Here is a 20,151-nt window from a genome sequence, read left to right as displayed (position 1 = left end):
CTCAACGCTTTTCGTTAGGATATTTATAGGCGAGTTGTTGTTTCATCGAAATAATCAACTCATCATCCTGATAGGGCTTACCAAGGTAGGCATTCACACCGATGCTCATCGCTCGTTGACGGTGTTTATCACCGGTACGGGAAGTGATCATAATGATTGGCAAGTGTTTAAATTGCGAATCGTTACGAATAATCGAGGCGAATTCAAAGCCATCCATTCGGGGCATTTCCACATCGAGCAACACGATATCAGGTGTTTGTTCATATAATCGAGCCAGTGCATCAACACCGTCTTTCGCCGTCACCACGTCAAAACCAAGGCGGGTTAACAGGCCTTCCGTTGCTTTACGCATAGTAATCGAATCATCCACAATCATTGCCAGTGGGTTACGATTTTCTTCAATTTTCTTAAAGCTCTCACTGGCCTGTTGCAAGTTAGTTGTTCCGGAGGGGGCCTGGTAATCCTCGATTAGCGTTGGAATATCCAGGATAAAAATAACCCGACCGTCACCAAGGATGGTTGCGCCATTGATCGCACTAATTTGTCCGAGCTGTTGGCCGACTGATTTGATAACGATTTCCCGATTGCTATCAATACTGTCAACGGCCAGGGCAATTTTGATATCACCACTACGGAATAACAGTAACGGCATTTGGTGGGACAGATTTTCCAGTAGATTTAAAGGCTGACCGAGCAGATTACCGAGTGGAATGAAGTCATAATGTTCGCCATGGAAAGTATAGGTAGGCTTCTCCTGAGCCATCAACTCACCAATATGCTGGATGCTGATACGCTCACCGGCGTTGACAGCTGATAGCGGCACAGCAAACTGCTGTTGATTAACCGAAATCAACAATGCCTGCATAACCGACAACGTTAATGGCAGACGCAGGTGAAACTGGGTGCCCTTACCAGGTTTTGAACTGATTGATAAACGACCTTTTAGTGCCCGGATTTCGTTACTGACAACATCCATACCGACGCCACGACCGGCTAATTGAGAGATAGTTTCGGCAGTACTGAACCCCGATGTCAGAATCAACTGGATCAGTGTCTGTTCATTAGGAATATTATTTGCATCAATCAGGTTCTGTGCGATGGCGCGCTGTTTAATTTTTTCAATATTCAGCCCCTGACCATCATCAGCAATGGTAATGACGACTTCCGAACCTTCACGTTGCATCTCAATCTTTAACCGACCCGATTGTTGTTTTCCCTGTTGTGAACGTTCGTCGGCAGTTTCCAGCCCATGAGCGATAGCATTGCGAAGAATATGTTCTATCGGTGCCACCAGCCGATCCAAGATAGTACGGTCCAGTTCCAAATCTGCGCCACGGATCAGTAATTGGGATTGTTTATTTAATTCACTATTGGTTTGACGGACTATTCGTTCCAGACGCGGCACTATCGAATTAAATGGCAGCAGGCGGGTATGCATCAAGCCCTGCTGTAAATCTGTATTCAGCCGGGATTGCTGCAGCAGCAAAATGTCGGTTTCGCGCATCAGGTTACCCATTGAACGACTGATATTATTCAAGTCGTTAACGGTTTCGGTCAGACTGCGCGATAACTGCTGGATAGTCGAAAAACGATCCAGTTCCAATGGATCAAATTCAGTGTTGGTATCCTGAACAGTGTCTTCATAGCGATACAGGATCTGGGTTTCGGTTTCTATTTCCAGTTTGCGTAATTGCTCATGTAAACGGGAAACGGTTTCTTCCATTTCCTCGAGCTGCTGATGCATGACACCATGCTGCTGGGTTACCTGATCGCGAGTGATGCTGACTTCACCGGCAAAATTGCTCAGATAATCCAACAAGTCGGCTCTTACCCTGATTTTTTCCGAGCTTTGTGAGCTGCTGGATTTAGCGTTATCGGCTGGAGCTTTGTTAAAGCTGCTGGCTTCGGCAGGAAGTTGCTCAGCAGCAGAAGCTGGTTGCTGCAGCGTATCCCTGTTATCAATATCTGCCAGTACATAACCTGAATACTGTTGAATCTCCTGCAGTAAATCATTGGCTGCGGGAATGTCAGACCGGTTCGCCAGCTGTTCCTGCATTTCGGTCAGCCGATCCTGGCAGCGTTGCAGCAAACTGAAAAAACCATCGTCCGGTGTTTCCTGCTGGTCAGTAACGGACAGCACCAATGTTTCAACCTGATGAGTCAAATCTGCCATAGCCATGGTTGCCGTCAGTCTTGCACCACCTTTAAGGGTGTGCAGGTCGCGCTGTAACTGCATTGGGCCTGCTGGATTTTCCGGTTCGGTTTGCCATTGTTTGATAGCACGATCGGTTGATACTAATAATTCAGCAGCTTCTTCGGTAAACGCTTCCAGAATTTCTGGATCAACCTCAACCGTGGAGACACTGTCAAACGCTGTCAAAGTGGCACGAATCTGTTCACGGAAAAGGGTGAAATCGGCTGGAGTCTTATGCTGTATTAGCGCTTCAATCTGATCATTAACAATTTCCAACGCTTCATCAAGCAGGGCTTTTAAATTCTCGCTTCGGCTTTGGGGATGCGAAATAAGACGTTGCATTAATTGATAAAGGGCAGCCAATTGCGGTAGTACGCTATTTTCAGCGAGCGTGTTTAATGTCTGCTTTAATGCTAAGGGAGGCTCGCTATCCGTTTGCTGCCATGCAGTAAGTTGCTGGCTGTACTCATTAAGCAGGCCATCAGTCTCCTCGAGAAAGCTGACCAGTTGTTCCGGGTCCAGTCGCGCAGTGTGACTCTGTTCTGACTTTTGCGGGCAAAGTTCAAAAATTCGCCGATCCAGCAAGCGAATATCCGGCTCGTCTTCCCCTGTTTTCACTGCCTGCAACAACTGACTTAATTCCATTACGATATCATTCAATTCGCTGATGGATTCTTCAGTGAACGTTTGTTGCTGGTGGTAAAGATTACGGAAAGTCTGGTCGAGCTGGGTGGCAATGATGGCGACGGGTTTGACACCAGCAATATTGGCACAGCCTTTGAGAGAATGCGCCGCACTGAGCATGGATTTATTAATGACTTTGCCGACTTGTAAAACAGCTGTTTCAGCAAATAAATTTTGTAGGTGCTGTTCTGCTTCCTGATAGAAAATATCTCGTAAAGCTCTGTCTTCGTCCTCTTCATCGGCACTATCCAACACACTTTCCTGTTCAGTGAGTTGTTGGGCCAGTATGGTTAATGCTGCTGCAGATTCAGTGAAATCGGATTGTGCCTGAGTGAATAAACCTAAACAGTCGTTCACTTCCGGAACGGCTTCCATGACTAACGCCATGATTTCATCCGATACAGGTAAAGCATCTTCTAAAATCTGATTCAATAAATGTTCTACTGCTTGTGCCATATCGGCAATGGTGGTTGCACCAGCCATCCGCCCACTGCCCTTTAGGGTATGAAAATGACGGCGGATAGTTGGCAGATCGCCATTTTCCGGCGTTTCGCTCCAAATAGGCAGTAGTTGCTGCAAATCGTCTAAAACTTCATTGGCTTCTTCAACAAAAACTTCAGCGATTTCAGGATTGATATGCTCTTCAAATTGCCAGTTTCCGGAGCTAAAGCTATCGCTACTTTCGGAGGAGTCTGCAGATTCAGCAGAAAAAGATGTTTGATCTTCAAAAGCAACTGGCTCGGAAGTCTCGGACTCTACCTGATCAAAGTTGATGTCCGTTGACTGATAATCCTGTAACTCCAATGGTTCATCTGCAGTGACATTCTCGCTGAGATCTGCAACAGACGGTTGGAAATCTTCGAACTGCAACGTTTGAGTGTCAGTTTCCCTGTCGTCAAGTGCCTTGATATATAAATCGACAGAGCTCAATTTCAGAGGTTCAGCTTTTTCAGCGGGGACTTCACTGGAATCATCGGCAGAAAAATCAATCTCGGGCAGTTCCAATGCCTCAACCTGCTCTTCTGAGTAACTGATGTCTTGCGCTACTAAAGATTCCTGATCCGCTGGAGCGATGCTGAGTTGAGATGCGTCGATATCAGCTGCTTTATCTTCGAGCGCTCTGAGATACAAAGCAACCGAACTTAACTTCTCATCTTCAGCGGTAGGTTCATCCTCAGTGGAAAAATTAATCTCGGGCAGCTGCAATGTGTCAATTTGTTCATCGCTTTGCCCAAAATGTTGCAACGTATTAAGAGCTGTTTGCAGAATATTTTCATCGACCTGGCCGGTTCGGTGCAGATTCTCCAGATAAATTTCAGCCGACGCTAGTATTTCGGCCATATCCTGTTGAGCTTTGGGAGTATTAAACGATGAAGCATCATCATTGAACTTAGTTGCCAATGAAAAAAACAGCTGTGATGCTTTACCGATATCCAGTACATCCAGACTGCCAGCGAGCATGTTTAAGCTATTTGCCAGATTTTGCTGAGCTGTTTCATCATTGTCCGTCTGATGGCTTGATTGAAGAATCAAAAGTTCTTTAACACTGGCCAACTCATTAAGACACTCGGTTAATACGGTTTTTTGTAACTGACGATGAATCGCGTCAGTGGCATCGGTTTTTCTGAGCAATGCTTCGATTTGCAATAAATCGTCAGCCAGACTGGTCAGTTGATTATGATAGGACTTATCAGTTGCCAGGCATTTCTGCAGAGCCTTATGGTGTTTATGTAAATCATCACTTTGGGTCTGATGTTGTAAAAGCGTCAGCGTATCCGCCATGCTCAGTAGTTGCAGGCTTATATCGTTAACGGCCTCATCGGCCTGGTCTTCGGCCGTATCAAACTGACTGATACGCTCTTTCAGTTCTTCAAGTTGCTCGAGCAGGGCATTTTGCGCTTCCTGTAATGCTGCATCGCTATGACCAATTAATTGTAAAGCCTGATCGTAGAAGGTCAGCCCAAAACTCGCTTTCACGCCGGTGACTAAAGGGCCATAGCTGCTTGAACGGGCAACCAGTAACAGTAACTGTTTCAGCAGGGTTTCAGGATAACCGGCCAGTAATGAATTCTCATCGCTTTCACAGACCAGTCGAATTGGCGAAGCCATTTTGCCAATAAGTTGTTTGGCGCTGGAATCATCGCGGATGCCTCGGTGTGCCAGACCTTCGAGCAGAGCCTCAGCGACCCACCAGAAAAGCGTGGTTTTTTCCTGCAAACATTGCAGTCGTAGATGTCGCAGAATGCCCCGCATCTTACGCAGACTTTTATCGTCCTGTTCGCGCATCCAGGTCAGCAGCAAGTGTTGAAATACGTGCGCTACTTTATGTCTTTCCAGCTCTAGCGGGGGAGCCGTGTGAGCCGGGTTAGGGGCAATACTGTCCGGAAGACTGATGGATAAATCCGGGGCAAACACATCGGTTTCAGCAATAGCGGGTTTGTCTCTCAATAATCTTAATTCATTTATTGAGTCCAGCAGACACAAAGCATTGTCTGGAAACTTCTCATTCACCTTCTGTAAATAGGTCGGCAACAGAATCAAGCCACGGGTTAACGTTTCCAATGCTGAATTTTGTTTATCTTCCGGGAATGAACGCATATAACCCGCGATGGACTGCATTTCAGCTGCAAGCATCTGTGCCCCATCCAGATTGAGCATTTCCAGCGTACCGTTCACCTGATACAAATGCTCGACACAACGGCTCAGCGATTCTGATTGTTGTGGATCATCAATATAGGTCTGAACGGATTGTAATGCCGCAGCAAGTGACTTCTGCAATTCATCCTGCAGCCATGTCAGAGCATTATAATTGCCTCTGGATTGGGTCATATATGCTTCTCCGCCGGCTCAGGCTGTATTAAGGTAATTTGAAACCAGAGACTGACTTACGCAGTTCGTTTGTCAGTTCAAGCAGTCTACCGATCGCCGCCGCACTTTCATTGGTACCGGTTGAGGTCTGCATGGTGATTTCCTGAATCACACTCATACTTTCTGATGTGCTAATCGCTGCCGTAGCCTGTTGTTTGGCATTGCTGGAAATATTGTTAATCAGTTCGGCTAATTGCTGAGAAACGGTTTCAATTTGTTCCAGCGAGGCACCGGCATCCTGCGACAGACGTGCTCCGGAAACTACTTCAGCGGTACTTTGTTCCATGGAACTGATGGCCTCACTGGTATCACTTTGAATAGTTCGAACCAGCGCATCAATCTGGCGAGTGGCACTGCCTGAACGTTCCGCCAGTCGCTGAACCTCATCGGCAACGACGGCAAAACCACGACCGGCTTCACCGGCCATAGCGGCCTGAATCGCCGCATTCAAGGACAGAATATTGGTTTGTTCTGCGATGTCATTGATCAGTTCAACGATTTCACCGATTTGCTGCGAACTTTCACCCAGCCGTTTCATCCGCTTGGAGGTTTCCTGAATCTGTTCGCGAATAGTGTCCATCCCATGAATGGCTTTTTTCACCGCGCCGTTTCCTTGCACAGCCAAACTAACGGACTGTCTAGCAACTTCAGAAGATTGGCTGGCATTTTCAGAAACCAGTTCGATAGAAGCCGCCATTTGGGTAATGGCTGAACTGACTTCAGAAATCTGATGTGCTTGATGTTCGCTGGCATCGGTGAGATGCAATGCAGTAGCCTGCGTTTCCTGTGCAGCCGAAGCGACCTGCAAGGTAGTTGAGTTGATCTGTGCGACCAGACTGCGTAATGCGTCAATGGTGTAGTTGACGGAATCAGCAATTGCTCCGGTGATATCTTCTGTCACCGTAGCTGTGACGGTCAGATCACCATCTGCGAGATCGCCCATCTCATCCAGTAATCGTAAAATCGCATCTTGATTATGTCGATTTTGTAATTCCATTTCATCCATAGATTGTTTAACTTTACGTAATGGCTGATAAGCGACTATCAACGCGAATATCACCGCAAAAATGACGCTTAGACCACTGGCTGCAGCCGTTACCAATGGATCAGGGTGGACGAGTAAATATTGCCCGGAAACCAACAACCAAATGCCGGTGAGCGTCAAACCACTAAAAAGAATGATTAAAACAATGAAAAATAGGTTTTTGCCGTTAAGCAGCGAAGAAAAAAACAGTTTACTGGTGGCGTTCATGAGGCATATCCTGAAATAAAATCGTTAAGCCGCTGCATTTAGAAATCGGGGATCTTCAGCTAGTTTAAGCAGACTGAATACGTGCCAATAGGTTTCTTGCTGGTAAAGTCTGCCCTGTAAATACGGTTTGAGGTGTAAAAGCTGCCTTGCATCTGCCGGCTCAGGTTGACGCTGGAAATGTTTCAGGCCAAAAACTTCATCCACAATCAAACCAGTGAAAAACTCAGGGTGGTTCAAAACAATAACGCGTTTGCGTTTATCCGTCGGGCTGTAGTTACCTTGTAAAAACAGGTTTAAATCGACTAATGGTAGAAGATCGCCGCGCAGACTGGTCATGCCGACAACCCATGGTTGTGATTTTGGCACAGGAGTAATCTGTTGCGGTAGCGGGAAAACTTCTCGTGATTGGCCAAGAGGAATAAGTAAATGAAGGTCGTCCAGACGAAAGCCAATAGCTGTCCAGGCACCTTCCATATTGTCTTGTTGAGATAGGCCCGCAATGCGCTGCTGGCTGCGTCGTTCAATATCTTTAAGGATGGCAATTATATCTGTGGGATTATCCAGAGTGGTCATACCGAGACTTCCACCAATTCGTTAATTTGCATTATCAGATCATCCTCGGCAACAGGTTTACCAAGGTAGCCACGTGCACCTTGTCGCATACCCCACATACGGTCAGTTTCCTGATGTTTGGATGACACGATAACGATAGGAATATGCGCGGTTGCAGTATCTTTAGTTAATCTGCGGGTCGCCTGAAAGCCATTTAACCCCGGCATTACAACATCCATCAAAATTAATTGAGGTAATTGAGATTGCGCCATTGCAACTGCCTGCTCACCATCTGTAGCCACAATTACTTCGTGACCATTTTTTTCCAACATTTTCTGTAATACATACACTTCAGTTGGCGAGTCATCGGCTATTAAAATTAAAGCCATATAAAAATTAAGCGTCCTTGTTTTTGTCGAGCAAATGCGTCCGTATCGCATCTAGTAAATCATCGCGGGTAAAAGGTTTTGTCAGATACTGTTCTGCACCAACAACCCGCCCCTTTGCACGGTCAAACAGACCATCCTTGCTTGATAACATTACTACTGGGATATCACGATATTTGGGATTATTTTTTACCAAGGCACAGGTTTGATATCCATCAAGACGCGGCATCATGATGTCAATAAAAATGATATCAGGATGCTGCCCACTAATAATTGGCAATGCCTCAAAACCATTATCCGCGGTAAGCACCTCACAGCCCGCTTTCTGTAACAGGGCTTCGGCGCTGCGACGAATCGTTTTGCTGTCATCGATAACCATCACCTTTAGGCCTGAAAATTCTGATAAAGTCTCACTCACGGTCATTTATACCTACAGCCTGCCACATTCGATTAAAATCAGCCTTGAAGATAACCCATTTTTGAGCGTCAGGCTAGTGACTACTTTCGATGTTAAGGTCTGTTAATCCTTCATTTCTAAACGCATAGCAGAGTATGTATGACTTGAAATATCCGATCTGTGTCCCATATCACAGTAACAAAGGTCTGTTTATCATTCATCGTTATCAATGCCGGATACGGTTTTCACGTTCAATTAAGGCGGGAATTGCGCAATGCAGTTATGCTATATAGGGCATGTTCAACGCAAATGGGCGAGAAGAAGCTTAGTGATTTAGGTTGTGATAAATATAAGTAGAATATTAGGGTCAGTTTATCTTTCATAGCCGCCTCTGTTGTGACTGAAAATGCACTAATCAAGGCGCGAGGAGAGCAGTTTAGCCATTCTAAATAAACGACGAGCAACGAAGAGTAGTGCATTTTCAGCCTCAACCCATAGGGCTGGGGCTGTTTTTCCGTCCAACTGCGTTGGAAATGATTTATGTAGAACGGCTACATCGCATCATTTCCGCCTTGTTGGTAAAAAAATAGCCTCCAGCAGTGGTGGATATGAAAGATAAACAGACCCTAGCCCTGTTGGCCGCATTTTTATTGATTAAGAGAGTTCACCATGACATCAGCTGTACCCAACCTTACAACTGCCTTAACCGGGCCTTTACTGGAATTGGAAGCACATTTGCTTAAGCGACAGGCTGATGTTGAGTGTTGGTTACGAGAACAATGGTTGAAAACCCCCGCGCCTTTTTATGCATCAGTCGATTTACGAAATTCGGGTTTTAAATTAGCGCCGGTAGATACTAATTTATTTCCAGCGGGGTTTAACAATCTTAATCCAGCTTTTATGCCGTTGTGTGTGCAGGCAGCACAGGCAGCTGTTGAAAGACTTTGCCCAAAAGCCCGGCGGATATTGATTATTGCAGAGAATCACACGCGCAATTTGTTTTATCTGGAAAGTATAGAAACGCTGAAGGATATCTTTGAGAAAGCCGGACTAGAGGCACGTATTGCCAGTTTGCGCACTGATATTAATGAGCCAGTAAAAATTGAGCTGCCTTCTGGAAAAATCTGTGAAATTTCACCTTTGCAACGGCATGGTAACCGGGTTGCTGTTGTGGATTTTTCTCCCTGTCTGGTATTAATGAATAATGATATGTCAGGGGGACGGCCAGCTATTCTGGAAGGTCTGGAACAGCAATTGGTGCCGCCATTAAATGCCGGTTGGAGCACGCGCAAGAAATCAGATCACTTTACTCACTATACGATGGTAGCGCATGCATTTGCTGAACAGATTGATATTGATCCATGGTTAGTTTCGCCGTTGAGTTTGCAGTGTGGTGAAGTCAACTTTATGGAACGTAGTGGTATGGAGTGTCTGGCTCGTAATGTGGAAACTTTATTGACGGCTATTCAAAAGAAATATGATCAATACGGTATAGATAGACAGCCCTTTGTTGTTCTTAAAGCGGATTCTGGCACTTATGGTATGGGCATTATGATGGTGAAAAGTGCCGATGATGTATCGAAACTGAATCGCAAACAACGTACCAAGATGTCTTCTGCTAAAGAAGGGTTGCAAGTAGATAATGTATTAATTCAGGAAGGTGTCTATACCTTTGAAACGCTTGGTGATGAGCAAGCTGTGGCTGAACCGGTAATTTATATGATGGATCATTTTGTTATCGGAGGTTTTTATCGTGTTCATACCGGAAGAGGTGTGGATGAAAACCTGAATGCGCCGGGTATGCATTTCGAGCCTTTGGCGTTTGCACAATCCTGTATTACGCCAGATAGGCTTGATAAGCCAGACGCCGAACCAAATCGTTTTTATGCTTATGGTGTCATTGCCCGGCTGGCATTGCTGGCTGCGGCAAGGGAACTGGCATAAAGTTTATACCAGCTTACGATCAGGAATTATGTTCACTTAAATAAGCGATAGTCATGGTCTGGTTATGCAACAGGCTATGACTATCATCTTCTCCTGAGCAGATTTCACCGTTTGAGTAAAAGCCGGTAATGCCAGTTTGCATACCCAGTAGGCGCTGCACCGCATAGACTTCATCTGAAACCTGCTCTTGCATGACCAGTTTGCGTCCGACACAACTCACACAGATTGCCAGTGCCTTGTCGTTAATATCTACTTTCTTCAATAAAATCTGTCTGGCGGCTTCACTGGCGCCTGCCACCAGTTGATCGTGATCAGATTTGAGAAAACGGACAGTTGAGCCTTCAGCAATATTGCCAGCAAAAGTCATGCTGTTATCTTTTTGATTAATCGACAACAAGGTTCGTATCACATTGACGTTTTTATCATCCATGATGGCAAAGGGGAAATTTAAGCCAGAAGAAGGCAGTTCGCTGGCGTAATAGCCGATATACATTTTATAAAGTGGCAAGGCGGGTTTATTGTCCATTTCATAAACCACATTTTTAATGGCCTTGGTAATGCGTCGAGGTGGGCCATAAGGCTTCCAGCCACCCAATGCACCACTGGTGACGATGGCATCTTTACCGTAGATACCGACGGCTATGACTATACGATCTTTGATTTGATCATTATTCAGTAACAATGTCTTGGTAAATTTGGCATCATCGCCAGCCAATCCGCCGGTAATGGGGGTGTTAGGAAGAACTTCCTGCAGGCCTTCAACCAGTTCCGAGCCATTTACGTTCAGACCGTCACTGAGGACAAACACACCTTTCAAATCAGGCGCGACTAATTCATTGGCAATCTGCACACCTAAAGCATGAGATTGCTCCATGCTGTTCACCGGTTTGCAGATAAAGCGCAGCTGGCTTTTCTGCCATTGCATGGCAGTGATGTGCACGCTGTCATCGAAAACGCCATCACCGGTAATTTCACCGGAAGTGGTACAGCCGATAATTTGCGCATTGGGATAGCGTTTCTGTAATTGACTGGCGAAGTTACGTTCGCTAAATCGGTTAACCGAGCCGAAGACCAATACCCAGTTTGCATCACTCAACGCCGATGTTGAGGAGAGTTTGTTTAAACCGGTTTTGGAAGGTAAATGTTCCTGTACAAACTTCATTTTAGTAGGCCCAACATCCTGAATTTTAAATGAATCATTAGCGTCCTTGTTATGCGTGTTCAAAAAACATCAGCCGATACTACATCAGATTGTCGAATACTGGGAGTAGCTTAATCCAAAATGTGAACTGATTTGCACAAATCTGGCACACAAAAAAGCCCTGAGCGCCTATCCTGCGTCAGGGCTTTCGAGTTCAATATAAAAAGCCTAACCAGCCAATTTCTGTTTGAGGATCTCGTTGACCTGACCGGGATTGGCTTTGCCTTTGGAGGCTTTCATCACCTGTCCGACAAAAAAGCCGAATAACTGCTCTTTACCGTCACGATATTGCTGTAACTGTTCTGGATTGGCAGCAATCACTTCATCAATCATCGCTTCGATGGCACCAGTATCGGTGACCTGCTTCAGACCTTTGAATTCGATGACCGAGTCGGCGTCAGCGCCTTCACCAGTCCAGATAGCCTCAAACACTTGCTTGGCAATTTTGCCAGAGATAGTGTTGTCCTGAATTCGCAGTAAAACACTGCCAAGCTGCTCGGCAGATACTGGGGATTCGGTGATTTCCAGACCCGCTTTATTCAGCGCGCCGGACAGAGTACCAGTTACCCAGTTGGCGCATTGTTTAGGATCTTTATTGCCTGTCGCCGCCAGAACTGATTCAAAATAATCGGCCAGTTCACGACTGCTGGTCAGCACGCTGGCGTCATATTTGGATAAGCCCATATCACTTATCAGACGGTCACATTTTTCATTCGGCAGTTCCGGCAACGTTGCACGGACTTGTTCAAGCAGTCCTTCATCGAGCACCACAGGTAATAAGTCCGGATCCGGGAAGTAACGGTAATCGTTCGCTTCTTCCTTGCTACGCATGGAGCGGGTTTCATTTTTATCGGCGTCATAAAGACGGGTTTCCTGAACCACTGTACCACCCGATTCGATAACATCAATCTGCCGCTCAATTTCGATATTGATAGCGCGCTCAACGTTGCGGAATGAATTAATGTTTTTCAGTTCAGCGCGGGTGCCGAATTTTTCCTGACCTTTGGGACGAATCGATACGTTGGCGTCACAACGGAAAGAGCCTTCCTGCATATTGCCATCACAGATTTCCAGATAACGCACCAGAGAATGAATTTTTCTCATATAGGCCACAGCTTCTTTAGCGCTGCGCATATCCGGCTCGGAAACAATTTCCAGTAATGGCGTACCAGCACGATTCAAATCGATACCGGTTTGACCATGAAAGTCTTCGTGTAAAGATTTACCGGCATCTTCTTCAAGGTGGGCACGGGTAATTCCGACAATTTTCTCGCTGCCGTCTTCCATTTCAATGCTGATTTGACCTTTGCCAACGATTGGCAATTCAAACTGGCTGATTTGATAGCCTTTGGGTAAATCAGGATAGAAATAATTTTTGCGGGCAAACACTGAGCGATCAGCAATTTCAGCATCAACAGCAAGACCGAATTTAACAGCCATGCGCACGGCTTCTTTGTTTAATACCGGCAATACACCCGGTAAACCCAGATCAATGGCACACGCCTGAGAGTTTGGCGCCGCGCCGTAAGCAGTTGCTGCTCCGGAGAAAATTTTTGATTTGGTTGCAAGCTGGGCGTGGATCTCTAACCCGATAACAACTTCCCATTCCATAATTGACGGCCTGAATTTAAGTGATTAAAACCCCGAATTGTAGCAATTATTCACGCAGACTGAGGATTTTCCAGTCACGTTGTCGCGCAACTTCGGCCAGCTTGTCGTCCGGATCCACGGCGATTGGTGTATCGACCTGTTCCAGCAATGGCAGATCATTGTGCGAATCGCTATAAAAATAACTTCCCGCAAGATCCTGCTGATGTTCAGCCAACCAGTGTTGCAGACGTTCAACCTTGCCATGCTGAAATGACGGCATGCCGAAAACTTTTCCGGTATAGCGTCCATCCAGCATTTCAGGATCAGTCGCAATCAGATGGTCGATTTTCAGCAGTTCTGCAATGGGCGTCGTTAAAAAACTATTGGTTGCGGTGATGATTAACAGCGTATCGCCTTGCTGGCGGTGTTGTTCAATCAGCTCAAGGCCTTTTGGCAGAATAATCGGCAGGATTTTTTGTTGCAGATAATCTGCACGCCATGTCAGCAGATCTTGCATACTGTTTTTTGCCAAAGGCTCAAATACAAATTCCAAAAACGCATTTATGTCCAGCTTTCCTGCCTGATAATCGTGGTAAAAAGCCAGGTTAGTATCGTGATAACCCTGCGGATCGACGATGTCATTTTCCGCCAAATAGCGCCCCCATAAATAATCACTATCACCACCGAGCAAGGTATTGTCTAGGTCAAATATTGCTAAAGCCATTGTTCCAGGTCATGTTCCAATAAAATAATTGGCTATTGTAAGACAAAATGCGTTGCATCCTCATGTCTCATTCACTAATCTAAACTTATTAAATAAATTATTGTGCCGGTGGCTATTGCGAATTGTTGCCCCGGTGAGAGATTGAACCGTGATAGACAAAGATGGCTTCAGAGCCAATGTGGGGATAATCCTCTGCAACGACCTCAATCAGGTGTTGTGGGCGCAACGTGCTCAGCACGACTCATGGCAGTTTCCCCAGGGTGGCATTAAAATCAACGAGACACCGGAGCAGGCCGCCTTCCGTGAATTGACGGAAGAAATTGGTTTGGGCCGTGAACACGTTGAGTTGTTGGCAATCACCCGAAGTTGGTTACGTTATCGTTTACCCAAACGTTATTTGCGCTATGGTAACAAACCGTTATGTATCGGTCAGAAACAACGCTGGTTTCTGATGCGCTTTACCGGTGATGAAACTGATGTGCGGCTGGATCTGCATGAAAAGCCAGAGTTTGATGACTGGCGCTGGGTAGATTACTGGACCCCGGTTGAGGAGATCGTGTTTTTTAAACGCCGGGTCTATGAAAAAGCGCTGCATGAGTTTGCCCCGCTATTATTTCCCGAGTACCGTAAACGTGCCGGAAGTCGCGAATCGTCATTAAGTTAAAGCAGTTGTTTTCGAAATACGATCGAATTACGTTGGTAATTATATAAAGCTTGTTTTTGCATCGGTAAATCACTGATTGCAGAAGCCTGAAAGCCATGCTCGAGAAACCAGTGCGCTGTTTGTGTAGTGAGCACATATAACGTACCCCAGCCTGCGGCAATGGCTTGTTTTTCAAGAATGTTTAATAACTGTTTTCCACGGCCCTGGTGACGGTAATCAGAGGAGATTGCCATACAGGCCAGTTCAGCCGCATTGTTTTCCGGATAGGGGTACAACGCAGCACAGGCAACTACAGTGCCGTCACGCTCCATTACGGTGAAATGATCAATCTCCCGTTCCAGCAGTTCCCGTGAACGTTTGACCAGTACACCGCTTTGTTCCAGAGGTTGCAGTAATTCCAGAATACCACCGACATCCTCAATATTCGCCTGACGAGTAGTTTCAAAAGACGTTGCACTGATTAATGTGCCTACACCATCCCGGCTGAACAATTCCTGTAGCAATGCGCCATCAACCGAACGGTCAAGTAAATGTACCCTGCTGACACCCGCTTTACAGGCGGTAACGGCAGCATTCAGTGACGGATGATCGTAATCTTTAGTTTGTTGTATGGTTATTTCACGCGGCAGACTTTCATTGCTTTGACCAATAAAAATAAGTTTGTCAGCCTGCAACCGGGTAGCGACTGCTGTGGCGATGGATTCTGCCGATAAGTTAAAGATCTCACCGGTTAATGAATATCCCAAAGGCGGTAGCAATACCAGATTGCCACTGGTCAATTGCTGTTGGATACCTTCGGCATCAATTCTTCTGACTTCACCGGTATGTCCCAGATCAATCCCATCAATAATACCGGCTGGTCTTGCAGTAACCAGATTTCCACTGACACAACGGATCCGTGAGTCAGCCATTGGTGTATGTGGCAGACCGAATGACAGTTTTGATTCAATGGCAATACGCAAGTCACCCACTACGGCCCGGGCAATTTGCAAGCTGGCATCATCAGTAATTCTTAAGCCTTGATGATATTTCACTGCTACACCAAGCTTTTCACATTTCGCTTCAATTTGTGGGCGTGCACCGAACACCAATACCAGTCGTATATCCAGGCTATTGAGAATGGCCAGATCATGAATCAGATGATCAAAATTATCGGCTGCGACCGTTTCGCCATCAAAGGCGATAACAAAAGTCGCGCCACTGTGGGCATGAATATAGGGCGCAGCCGCTCTGAACCACGAGGTTGTGGTCGCGAAATGGGCATCAGTTGGTTGTTGTGATGATGAATTCATACCGTCTTTTTATCGTAGTCTCACCACGCTTGCCAAGTTGCGTGTAAAATATTTTAGTTAACCTGACACATTTTTTCTTAACTCAAAGATTCGTCAGACTCAAATTTAGTCGGAGAAAAGCAATGCCTGAATATCGTTCAAAAACGTCTACCGCCGGACGTAATATGGCGGGTGCTCGTGCTTTGTGGCGGGCCACAGGCATGAAAGATGATGATTTCAGCAAACCTATTATAGCGATTGCGAACTCATTCACACAGTTTGTTCCGGGTCATGTTCATTTGAAAGATCTGGGGCAGTTAGTCGCGCGTGAAATCGAACGTGTTGGCGGTGTTGCGAAAGAATTCAACACCATTGCGGTCGATGACGGTATCGCCATGGGCCATAGCGGTATGCTTTACAGTCTGCCGTCGCGTGAAATTATCGCCGACTCAGTTGAGTATATGGTCAATGCGCATTGTGCTGATGCACTGGTGTGTATCTCCAACTGCGACAAGATCACTCCCGGCATGCTGATGGCAGCATTACGCTTGAATATTCCAGTAGTGTTTGTTTCCGGTGGCCCGATGGAGGCCGGAAAAACCAAATTAGCGGGCCAAGATGTCAAACTTGATCTGGTCGATGCCATGGTGCAGGCGGCAGATGACAATGTCAGTGATGAAGATGTTGCTCAAGTTGAGCGAAGCGCGTGCCCAACCTGTGGTTCATGCTCGGGTATGTTTACTGCCAACTCAATGAACTGTCTGACAGAAGCGCTTGGTTTATCATTGCCGGGGAACGGTTCATTACTGGCGACACATGCTGATCGCCGCGAACTTTTTCTGGAAGCAGGTCGCCGTATCGTCGATCTGGCAAAACGTTATTACGAAAATGATGAAGAAGATGTCTTACCCCGCGCGATTGCCAGCAAAGCGGCATTTGAAAATGCGATTGCTTTGGATATCGCCATGGGCGGTTCAACCAACACCGTTTTACATTTACTGGCCGCTGCTCACGAAGGTGAGGTAGATTTCACTATGGCAGATATTGACCGAATGTCCCGTAAGATTCCGAATCTCTGCAAAGTCGCCCCGGCGACCAATAAATATCATATGGAAGACGTGCATCGTGCCGGTGGTGTGATTGGCATCCTGTCTGAACTGGCTGCCGGTGGATTGCTACATACCGAAGTACCTACAGTGCACAGCAAAACGATGGCCGAAGGTCTGGCTTTGTGGGATGTGGCACGCAGTGATCACCAGCCAGCGCAATTACGTTATCTGGCAGGTCCTGCCGGAATACCAACCCAAACCGCATTTAGTCAGGACTGCCGCTGGCCTTCTCTGGATCTGGATCGTGAAGAGGGTTGTATTCGCAATGTTGAGCATGCCTACAGCAAAGACGGTGGTTTGGCAGTGTTGTTTGGCAATCTGGCCGAAGAGGGCTGTATTGTCAAAACCGCGGGTGTGGATGAGTCGATACTTAAATTCTCCGGTCCGGCGCGTATTTTTGAATCGCAGGATCATGCCGTGACCGCCATTCTGACGGAACAGGTTCAGGCTGGTGATGTGGTGCTGATTCGCTATGAAGGCCCGAAAGGCGGGCCGGGAATGCAGGAAATGCTGTACCCGACCAGCTATCTGAAATCCAAAGGGCTTGGCAAACTCTGTGCGTTGCTGACCGATGGCCGATTCTCTGGTGGTACTTCAGGCTTATCCATTGGTCATGCTTCCCCGGAAGCTGCAGAAGGCGGCAATATTGGTTTGGTCGAAGAGGGCGATATGATTCACATTGATATCCCTAATCGCAGCATCAATGTTGATTTAACCGATGCCCAGCTGGCGGAAAGACGTGTTGCGATGGAACAACGCGGTGAGATGGCCTGGAAGCCGGTTAACCGTGAACGTAAAGTCAGCCTTGCATTGCAGGCCTATGCTGCTTTGACGACCTCTGCTGCCAAAGGCGCGGTACGTGATGTAGAGCAACTGAAACGCCGCTGAGGGATTAAAAAACTAACCACGGAGATACAGAGAGCACAGAGGTTTAAAAAATATATCCGCAGATTACGCAGATTTTCGCAGATGAAAAAAATGAGTAGAGTTAGCTTTTTTTCATGGGCAAATTTAGTGCTGATTATCTGACTTGATCGTGCTTAATCAATCAAGAGCACTGAAGCGAGCGTTTTGTTTTCTGGAGTGATATCTGAAAGGGGCTTGAAAAACAGCCGCTTTAATCAGTGCAAATCTGCGTAATCTGCGGATATTTTCTTTTTAGCCTGTAGGTTTTCAAAGAAACCTCTGTGCCCTCTGTGTCTCAGTGGTTATATCTAAAACCTAAATCTGCTGGGCATAAAGTTTCTGATAAATGCCGTGTTCCTGAATCAGACTGTCGTGATCGCCATCGGCGATGATTTCGCCACCATCAAACACCACAATACGATCGGCCTGTCGAACGGCACTTAAGCGATGCGCAATGATAATGGTAGTACGATTTTTCAGGTAATCCGCCAAGGCGATATGCAGATGGTGTTCGGTATTGCTGTCCAGCGCTGAAGTAGCCTCATCAAGCACCACTACACTTGGATTCATTAATGCCATTCTGGCTACGGCAAGGCGTTGCCGTTGGCCGCCCGAGAGCTTAACGCCGGAACGGCCAACCAAGGTATCCAGACCTTTCGGCATGGCCTGAATAACATCTCCAATCTGCGCGGTTTTTATCGCCTGCCAGATCGCTTCATCGGGATAATCGCGTCCCAGTGTAATGTTTTCCCGCACTGAGTCATTAAACAAGGCAGGATGTTGTAAAACGGTAGCCACATGCTCGCGTACCCCTTCCAGTCCTATTTCGCTGACCGGTACCTCATTAAAATACACCATGCCTTTATCGGCTGGATACAAACCCAGCAATACATTGACCAAGGTGGATTTACCGGCACCACTGGCCCCCACCAGAGCCACTTTTTCACCAGCTTTGATATCCAGCGAAACACCGCTAAGCACCGTATTATTTTCGTCATAACTGAAATGCAGGTTTTCAATGCGGATACTACTGGCCTGGCCTTCGATAAACGGATTGGTTTTGGCCGGATAAATTACTTCCTGTTTTAACGAAAACAACTTGTTTAAACGAGAAACCGCCGCGCCGGCAGCATAAAAGGCATACTGGATATTCAGTACTTCCTGCACCGGCCCCATCATGAACCACAGGTACCCAAACACCGCAAACATCTGACCGATACTCAAATCGGAAAATACCACCATCCACATGCTTACCGCGCGAAATACATCAAAACCAAACAGGAAAATGACAAAGGATATGCGGTTCGCAGCATCGCTTTTCCATGCATAGTCAGTGGCATGGGTGCGAACTCCGCGAGCCCGATCGATAACCCGCAGAAAATAATGTTTTTCACGGTTGGCAGCACGGATCTGCTGAATAGCATCGAGTGTTTCAGTCAGACTTTGCTGAAAAACTTCAACCGCGGTATTTTCATTTTTTTTCAGATTTTTGACGTGTTTCCCCACACGCATAGTGAAATAAATCACCAGGGGATTCATAAACAGAATCAGTAAAGCCAGTTGCCAGTGCAGAAACAGCAAAATTACTGCTGTGCCGATGATGCTCAACACCGCTACGATAAATCGACTGATGGTATTGCCAATGAAGTTATCAATCACCTCAATATCGGTGACAAAATGTGAGGAGATGCCACCACTGCCGCGAGTTTCATATTCACTAATAGCGATTCTTCCCAGCCGTTTGATCAGCTGGCGGCGAATTCGAAAAGTAATACGCTTGGCAATAATAGTGAAATAACGTGATTGCAACACGTTTAAAACCAATGAGGACAAACGCAATACCAGTGTCAGGATCAACATGGCACTGATGAAAAGAATAGGGCCATGCCAGTGTTCAGGTGTAAATGAAGAAATAAATGCTACAGCGGTTCCGGGTTGATCCAGCAGGACTTCATCCACCATTATCGGTAATAGTAATGGCACCGGAACGGCACAGAGAGTGGCAAACAGCGCGATCAGGTTGGCTTTTATCAGATGTTTTTTATAACTCAACGCCTGTTTGAGAATGCCTTTAAGCTGATAGCTGGTTTCTGTGCTCATGGATGTTAGTCAATTCAGTTAGGTCATAGGCAGCAATGCAACGTGAGTCTTTGCCGACATTAGGTTCTGCTGGGCCTGGCAGTTGAAAGCCAGCTTCGGTTGATAACTCCACAATTTCATAAGTTTTCAGCTTGAAGCTTCTGCCTTGTGATTCTTAGGCGACGAGTGTAACCGAGTGCAAAAGGCTCACTTAGTCAGCATAAAGACACGCTTGGTTCAGATCCTGAAAAGGCTGATCACAGCAAAGGTATTTTTCCGATGAATCAATTTTACCAAATTCAATAGCGGATGTTGCTATCAAAACTCTGG

13 protein-coding genes are annotated in these 20,151 nt (G+C 46.3%); 3 read left to right on the top strand and 10 right to left on the bottom strand.

The genetic code is table 11. The annotated features are described in order from the left end of the window. Position 1 precedes the first annotated feature (1 nt). Genes Q7A_RS00190 through pilG form a run of 5 tightly spaced genes read right to left on the bottom strand, consistent with a single transcriptional unit; the run spans position 2 to position 8,354 of the window. On the bottom strand, positions 2-5,707 hold the full coding sequence (locus tag Q7A_RS00190; protein ID WP_014705277.1) for a hybrid sensor histidine kinase/response regulator: 5,706 nt from the start codon (positions 5,705-5,707) through the stop codon (positions 2-4). Positions 5,708-5,735: 28 nt separating this feature from the next. Beyond that, positions 5,736-6,998, bottom strand: coding sequence for a methyl-accepting chemotaxis protein (locus tag Q7A_RS00185; RefSeq protein WP_014705276.1), 1,263 nt, complete (start codon positions 6,996-6,998; stop codon positions 5,736-5,738). 24 nt (positions 6,999-7,022) lie between these two features. Further along, positions 7,023-7,571: a chemotaxis protein CheW gene (locus tag Q7A_RS00180; RefSeq protein WP_014705275.1), complete on the bottom strand. Its 549-nt coding sequence runs from the start codon at positions 7,569-7,571 to the stop codon at positions 7,023-7,025. Next, a complete protein-coding gene (gene pilH / locus Q7A_RS00175; RefSeq protein WP_014705274.1) occupies positions 7,568-7,939 on the bottom strand; it encodes a twitching motility response regulator PilH in 372 nt (123 codons plus the stop codon). Before pilH ends, Q7A_RS00180 begins: the two co-directional genes overlap by 4 nt. A 7-nt stretch (positions 7,940-7,946) precedes the next feature. Further along, positions 7,947-8,354 (bottom strand): twitching motility response regulator PilG, encoded by a 408-nt coding sequence (gene pilG / locus Q7A_RS00170; protein WP_269147702.1) that lies wholly within the window; start codon positions 8,352-8,354, stop codon positions 7,947-7,949. A gap of 648 nt (positions 8,355-9,002) precedes the next feature. Here pilG and gshA point away from each other — a divergent pair. Then, the gene (gene gshA, locus Q7A_RS00165; protein ID WP_014705271.1) at positions 9,003-10,277 is read left to right on the top strand and encodes a glutamate--cysteine ligase; all 1,275 of its coding nucleotides are present in this window, start codon (positions 9,003-9,005) and stop codon (positions 10,275-10,277) included. 19 nt (positions 10,278-10,296) lie between these two features. Here gshA and Q7A_RS00160 read toward each other — a convergent pair whose 3' ends face one another. From Q7A_RS00160 to Q7A_RS00150, 3 genes are all read right to left on the bottom strand, one after another. Continuing rightward, complete coding sequence (locus Q7A_RS00160; RefSeq protein WP_014705270.1) at positions 10,297-11,439, bottom strand: FIST signal transduction protein; 1,143 nt, start codon at positions 11,437-11,439, stop codon at positions 10,297-10,299. Positions 11,440-11,646: 207 nt separating this feature from the next. After that, entirely contained in the window at positions 11,647-13,089 is a 1,443-nt protein-coding gene (gatB, locus tag Q7A_RS00155; RefSeq protein WP_014705269.1) for an Asp-tRNA(Asn)/Glu-tRNA(Gln) amidotransferase subunit GatB, read from the bottom strand. A 46-nt stretch (positions 13,090-13,135) separates the two neighbouring features. Next, positions 13,136-13,792 (bottom strand): histidinol-phosphatase, encoded by a 657-nt coding sequence (locus Q7A_RS00150; protein ID WP_014705268.1) that lies wholly within the window; start codon positions 13,790-13,792, stop codon positions 13,136-13,138. A 148-nt stretch (positions 13,793-13,940) separates the two neighbouring features. Between Q7A_RS00150 and Q7A_RS00145 the strand changes: the two genes are divergently transcribed. Then, positions 13,941-14,456, top strand: a complete 516-nt coding sequence (locus Q7A_RS00145; RefSeq protein ID WP_014705267.1) for an RNA pyrophosphohydrolase — start codon at positions 13,941-13,943, stop codon at positions 14,454-14,456. Here Q7A_RS00145 and argA read toward each other — a convergent pair. After that, positions 14,453-15,748 carry an amino-acid N-acetyltransferase gene (argA, locus tag Q7A_RS00140; protein WP_014705266.1) on the bottom strand — a complete coding sequence of 432 codons (1,296 nt, stop codon included), beginning with the start codon at positions 15,746-15,748 and terminating at the stop codon, positions 14,453-14,455. The genes Q7A_RS00145 and argA overlap by 4 nt on opposite strands. Before the next feature lie 122 nt (positions 15,749-15,870). Between argA and ilvD the strand changes: the two genes are divergently transcribed. Continuing rightward, positions 15,871-17,724: a dihydroxy-acid dehydratase gene (ilvD, locus tag Q7A_RS00135; RefSeq protein ID WP_014705265.1), complete on the top strand. Its 1,854-nt coding sequence runs from the start codon at positions 15,871-15,873 to the stop codon at positions 17,722-17,724. Between the two features lie 333 nt (positions 17,725-18,057). Here ilvD and Q7A_RS00130 read toward each other — a convergent pair whose 3' ends face one another. Continuing rightward, a complete protein-coding gene (locus tag Q7A_RS00130; protein ID WP_014705264.1) occupies positions 18,058-19,842 on the bottom strand; it encodes an ABC transporter ATP-binding protein in 1,785 nt (594 codons plus the stop codon). Between the last annotated feature and the right edge of the window lie 309 nt (positions 19,843-20,151).

This window comes from Methylophaga nitratireducenticrescens (assembly GCF_000260985.4).
Taxonomy (GTDB): Bacteria; Pseudomonadota; Gammaproteobacteria; order Nitrosococcales; family Methylophagaceae; genus Methylophaga; species Methylophaga nitratireducenticrescens.
Note: the sequence above shows the minus strand (reverse complement) of the source record. Positions and strands in the feature narration are given on the sequence as shown.